The sequence below is a fragment of the Streptomyces lonarensis genome (genome assembly GCF_012033735.1).
Classification (GTDB): domain Bacteria; phylum Actinomycetota; class Actinomycetes; order Streptomycetales; family Streptomycetaceae; genus Streptomyces; species Streptomyces lonarensis.
On record NZ_JAAVJD010000290.1, the window covers coordinates 1 to 5,634 of the forward strand.

Consider the following 5,634-nt stretch of genomic DNA (forward strand, 5'->3'; position numbering starts at 1 on the left):
GGCCCGGTCCTCATGGACCGGGCCTTCTCACTGAGCGGACGACCAGGTTCGAACTGGCGACCTCAACCTTGGCAAGGTTGCGCTCTACCAACTGAGCTACGTCCGCGTGCCCCGGGCTCGCGCTCGGTGCAGAAGCAACTATACCCCCCGCCGGAGGGTGCTCCCGCCACCCCCGGGTCGACCCCGTTCGTGCTGCTCGGCGGCCTGCTCCCCGCTCGGGGCCGGCTCCACCCGACGGCCTCCGGGGGCGGCGCCGGCCGCCCGCCGAAGGGCCCCGGCAGTCGCCCGGCGGCGTACCGGCCAGACACCGCCCCGGCGGCGTACCGGCCAGACACCGCCCCGGCCGGGGCCCGGCCCGCCGCGCCCCGCGACGCTCCGGGCGGCGCGCCCGCGGCCCGGCGTCTCAGATCCAGCCGTTCTCCCGGGCTATCCGCACCGCCGCGTGCCGGTTGTCCGCCTGCAACTTGGCGACCGCCGAGGAGAGGTAGTTGCGGACCGTCCCCGCGGCGAGCGCCGCGCGTTCCGCGATCTCCGCGATCGGCGCCCCGTCCGCGGCCAGTTCCAGCAGCTCGGCCTCCCGCGTCGTCAGCGGGGAGTCGCCGGAGCTGATGGCATCGGCCGCCAGGTCGGGGTCGACGAACCGCTGACCCGCGTGGACGGAGCGGATGATCTCCGCGAGGCGCTGCGCGGAGACCGTCTTCGGCATGAAGCCGCGGACGCCGGCAGCCAGCGCCCGCTTCAGGTGCCCCGGACGGCCGTGCCCGGTGACGATCATCGTGCGGCAGGACGGCAGTTCCGCCCGGATCGCGGTGGCGACCGCGACCCCGTCCGCGCCCGGCATCTGGAGGTCCAGGACGGCGACGTCGGGTCGGTGCGCCTGCGCCATCGCCACCGCCTCGGGGCCGCTGGCGGCCTCGGCGACGACGGTCAGGTCCTCCTCCAACGCCAGGAGGGCCGCCACGGCTCCCCGGATCAGGTGTTCGTCGTCGGCGAGCAGGACCCGGATGGTCCCGGGGCTGCCGCCGACCGCCGAACCGTCCTCCCCCCGGCTGCCCGTACCGCCGCCGTCGGCCCCGTCCTCAGACCGTCGCGTCATCGTTCCGCTCCCCTTCCGTGCCACCCGTGCCCCCGTCGCCGCGCTCGCCGCCGTCCACCGCGCCGTCTCCTGCCGCGCCACTGTCCGCGCTACCGGCTGTCGCTGTTTCGCTCTTGGCCGCGGCCGGGGCGTCGTCCCCGGCGCGGCCCGGGGCGGGCAGCGGCACCCGGCCGACCAGGACGAACGTCCCGTCCTCGCCCGACTGCGCCGTGAGCGTGCCGCCGACCGTGGCGAGCCGCTCGGCCAGCCCGGTCAGTCCGGACCCCTTGCCCCTACCCTCCGGGTCGGCCGCCGCGGCCCCGTTGTTCTCCATCGTCAGCACCGCCGTCGTCGGCACCGCCGTCACCGGCGCATCCGCCGCCCCGGGCGCGTCCGCTGCCTCGGGCGTGCCCGCCGTCGTCGGGACCGCCGCCGCCACTGTCGTCGAGGGCGTGTCCGCCGCCCGACCGGCTGCCGGCCGGGCCGGGGTGCGGCCGGTCGCGGCGCTCCACCGGGCCCCGAGCCCGCGGAGGCCGGGCCGGGGCCGCTGGTCGCCGCCGGCGTCCGCCACGACGGGCACGTGCAGCTCCAACCGGAGGGTGCAGCGCGTCGCCTCGCTGTGGCGCAGCACGTTGGTGGCGCCTTCGCGGACCACCCAGCCCAGCGCCTCCGACACCTCGCGGGGGAGCGGGGTGGGCGGAACCGGCGCGACGGTGCAGCGGATGCCCGCCGCCTCCAGCACGCCCCGTGCGCCGGCGATCTCGGCGTTGAGGTCGGCGGAGCGGTAGCCGCGCAGCACCGCCCGCATCTCCCGCTGCGACTCCCGGGCGATCCGCTGCACCTCCGCCATCTGCTCGCCGGCGGCCGGGGAGCCGCGCTGCGCGAGCTGCACCGCCAGTTCGCTCTTGAGCGCGATGACCGACAGGTTGCGGCCCAGCACGTCGTGCATGTCGCGGCCGAAGCGCAGCCGCTCCTCGGCGACGGCGAGGCGGGACTGCGTCTCCCGCGCGGCGTGCAGCTCCTCCATCACGCGCAGAATCCATCCCGAGCTGCGGAAGGTGAACCCGACGAACGCACAGCCGCACAGGGTCCAGAGCACCGCCGTCATGAAGCTGTCGCCCGTGATGTCCAACGCCATCAGGGACAGCCACGCCACGGCCGCCGGCAGCGCCGTGGTGGCGATGCCCCGCCAGAGGGAGGGCAGCAGCATCGCCGGCCCGGCGAAGAACATCGGGAACCAGGCGAGGGTGACCGCCGCCTCGGGGTTGGTGCGGCCCGTCGCCACCAGGATCAGCCCGTAGGCGACCGCGACCAGCGTCAGCGCCAGCAGCATGTTGAACAGCCGGGACGGCCAGGGGGTGCCGTCGACGTAGGAGACCATCGCGCGGTGGCCCGTGATGACGGTCAGGGTCACGTGGGTCAAGCCGATGGCGAGCAGCAGCAGCCGCACCGGCAGCTCCGCGAGGTCGGCGATGGCGACGAACCAGACGCCGACCAGCCAGACCTCGCTGAAGTAGAAGATGAAGAGCGCGGAGTAGGTGTAGTGCCGGACGTGCACCCGGCTTCCCCTGCCCTGGTAGCGCCGTAGCGCCGACAACGCCTGCTGCACGTGTGCTCCTCGCTAGATGTCTCCCGCCGCCGGGCCCGCTGCTGCCGGGCCCGTCGCCCCGTCGATCGCGGGGTCGTGGGGCGTCTGCCCACCGGGCCGCCCGGCAACGGGGTGGACCCCCGCATGCCGGAACGGCTCCGGGGGACCGTGGTCCGCCGGAGCCGTCGCGGGCGCCGCCGTCACTGCCGCGGGTCCCAGCGGAACCAGCGGCGCACGGCGTAGCCTGCCAGGGCCGTCCACGCGATGGCCAGCAGCAGGGCCCGGGTGACGTCACCGCCGCCCGCGTCCAGCCATCCGGCCCGCACCAGGTCCATGACCGGGGTGAACGGCATGATCCGGAAGATGTCCGCCATGGCGTCCGGCAGCGTGTCCAGCTGGGTGATCATGCCGGAGGTCATCATCGCGATGAGGAAGAGCGGCAGCGCGGTGATCTGCGCGCTCTCCACGGTACGGGTGAACGCCGAGGTGACGATCGCCATGAGGACCATCATCAGCATGCCGAGGACGACGCCCACGATCAGCAGGTCGGGCCGGGCGGGAGCGGACAGCGAGGGGTGGGCGGAGCCGACCCCGATGAGGACCGCGCACTGGATCAGCGCGAGCAGCACGGCAGGGACCGCGGTGCCGGTGAGGATCTCCGCGTCGGTGGCCTCGCCGGTGCGCAGCCGCTTGAGGACGCGCTCCTCGCGGCGGCCGACGTAGGCGGGGATCAGCGTGGAGTAGACCGCCATCAGCAGCACCATGCCGATGGCGCTGGTGCCGATGACCGCCGCCACCGAGAGGTTGCCGTCGCCGAGGCCGAGGGTGTCGCCGAGGGTGAGGAGGAAGCCGACCATGAGGAGCGGCATCAGCAGGGCGCCGAAGAGGGCCGAGCGGTTCCGCACCAGCAGGGTCAGTTCGGCGCGGCTGAGTGCGCCGAGCCGCCGCAGCGTGGTCTTGTCCGGCATCCGCCGCTTGGTGTCGGGCGCCCCGGCGGACGGGGGAGTGGGGGCCGGACGGTCGGTCGAGGGCTGCTGGGTCGTGGCACTCATCACAGGGCCCCTTCGTACTGCGGCTGCTGCCGGGCGATGTCGAGGAACGCCTCCTCCAGGGAGGCGGTGCGGGCGTTGAGCTGGTCGAGGACGACGCCGTTCTGGCGGGCCCACAGCAGCAGCTCGGCGAGGTCGTCCTGGAGGTTCTGGGTGCGGATCTCGATCCGGTCGACGTACTCGGCCGCCCGCAGCGTCACCGGCAGGTGGGCCGGTGCCACCCCGGCGGGGAGCCGGAAGGTGATGCGGCTGGGCTGTGCGGCGGTGACCTCGGCGGGGGTGCCGGCGTGGACGATGCGTCCCTCGTGCATGATCGCCAACCGGTCGGCCAGCTTCTCGGCCTCGTCGAGGTAGTGCGTGGTCAGCATGATCGAGGTGCCGCTGTCGCGGAGCCGCCGGATCAGCGCCCAGGTCTGCTGGCGGGCCTCGGGGTCGAGGCCGGTGGTCGGCTCGTCGAGGAAGAGGACCTCGGGGTAGCCGAGGAGCGCCATCGCGAGGTCGAGGCGGCGGCGCTCGCCGCCGGACAGCATCTTCACCCGGGTGGAGGCACGGTCCTCCATGTCGACCATCTCCAGTGCCTCCTGGATCGGCCGGGGCTCGCTGACGCAGCCGGACCACATGCGGGCGGTCTCGGTGACGGTCAGGTCGGAGGGGAAGCCGCCCTCCTGGAGCATGATCCCGATGCGGGGCCGGACGGCGGCGCGGTCGGTGAGCGGGTCCATCCCGAGGACGCTGACCGTGCCGGCGGTGGGGGCGGCCAGGCCCTCCAGCACCTCGACCGTGGAGGTCTTGCCAGCGCCGTTGGTCCCCAGCAGGGCGAAGACCTCGCCGCGGCGGACGGAGAAGTCCAGTCCGCGGACTGCCTCGAACCCCTTGCCGTCGTCCCCGCCGCGCTTCCGCCCGAGAGCGGCCCCGGCGATCCCGGTGCCCTTCTTCTTGGCCCCGGCCGCCGAGCCGCCGCCTCCGTAGCGCCGTCGCAGCCCCGTCACTTCGATCACGTGCTCAGTCATGACTCAAGCTTCGCGGCGCCCGGAGCCCGGCGGCAGTGCACCGTGTCACGAGCTCGCATGACAAATGTCAGGAGGTCGGAGCGGTGGGGCGTCGCCGCGGGCCCGACGGCGGGCGGTCGCGGTGCGGGCGGTCGCGGCGGGGGCGGTTGCGGGCGTGCGGGAACGACGAAGGCCCGGTCCGTGAGGACCGGGCCTTCGTCACCGAGCGGACGACCAGGTTCGAACTGGCGACCTCAACCTTGGCAAGGTTGCGCTCTACCAACTGAGCTACGTCCGCGCGTCCCCGCGAGGAGCGGGGGCCGACGGTCTGTGCGACCGGGTGCCGGTGTCCCGCCCCCCGGAGGGGACGGGACCGGCGAACCGGAGCGGGCGACAGGAATTGCACACTGCGCCTCCCCTTTGGAAAAGGGGCGCTCTACTACTGAGCTACGCCCGCATGGAATCCATCGAGATGGAAACCGTGTGGTGGTCTGTGCGACCGGGATCGACGGACCGCTCCCTGAGAAGCAATCCGGCGAACCGGAGCGGGCGACAGGAATTGCACACTGCGCCTCCCCTTTGGAAAAGGGGCGCTCTACTACTGAGCTACGCCCGCACGACCCCGGGTGGCTCGGAATTTCTTCCTTGCCCCTCGCGGCGTGTTCCAGACTCTAGCCGATCACCCGGGGTGGATGGCAAGTCGAGCCCGCTCAGGGGCTGTCGGGCTCGCGCAGACCCCGTCCGCCGGGCGGTCACGGCGCGTTGGGACGGGCTCCTCCGGCAGGCGCGCGCCGGGGTGCGCCGGGCCACCGGCCCGCCCCGGCCGTCCCGCTGTCCGCCCCGCCGGGCGCCGCGGTGCGCGGCGTGCGGCTGCCGCGCGAGGGGCACGCCGCCGCTCACGCGACAGCGCCCCGGCGCCGCGGCAGTGGTGGG

At 74.2% G+C, this 5,634-nt stretch carries 4 protein-coding genes and 4 tRNA genes; all 8 read right to left on the bottom strand.

Going from position 1 to position 5,634, the window contains the following annotated elements:
- Positions 1-33: 33 nt before the first annotated feature.
- The 8 genes from HCN56_RS22985 to HCN56_RS23020 all read right to left on the bottom strand — a co-directional run bounded on the left by HCN56_RS22985 (position 34) and on the right by HCN56_RS23020 (position 5,317).
- Positions 34-106, bottom strand: a tRNA-Gly gene (locus tag HCN56_RS22985).
- A 297-nt stretch (positions 107-403) separates the two neighbouring features.
- On the bottom strand, positions 404-1,006 hold the full coding sequence (locus HCN56_RS22990) for a response regulator (protein ID WP_312871392.1): 603 nt from the start codon (positions 1,004-1,006) through the stop codon (positions 404-406).
- A 73-nt stretch (positions 1,007-1,079) separates the two neighbouring features.
- Positions 1,080-2,684, bottom strand: coding sequence for a sensor histidine kinase (locus tag HCN56_RS22995; protein WP_312871391.1), 1,605 nt, complete (start codon positions 2,682-2,684; stop codon positions 1,080-1,082).
- Positions 2,685-2,863: 179 nt separating this feature from the next.
- Complete coding sequence (locus HCN56_RS23000) at positions 2,864-3,715, bottom strand: ABC transporter permease (RefSeq protein WP_245246922.1); 852 nt, start codon at positions 3,713-3,715, stop codon at positions 2,864-2,866.
- Entirely contained in the window at positions 3,715-4,722 is a 1,008-nt protein-coding gene (locus HCN56_RS23005) for an ABC transporter ATP-binding protein (protein WP_167974192.1), read from the bottom strand. Before HCN56_RS23005 ends, HCN56_RS23000 begins: the two co-directional genes overlap by 1 nt.
- A 204-nt stretch (positions 4,723-4,926) precedes the next feature.
- A tRNA-Gly gene (locus HCN56_RS23010) sits at positions 4,927-4,999 on the bottom strand.
- 87 nt (positions 5,000-5,086) lie between these two features.
- Positions 5,087-5,158 (bottom strand) — tRNA-Gly (locus HCN56_RS23015).
- Positions 5,159-5,245: 87 nt separating this feature from the next.
- Positions 5,246-5,317, bottom strand: a tRNA-Gly gene (locus HCN56_RS23020).
- Positions 5,318-5,634: the final 317 nt, after the last annotated feature.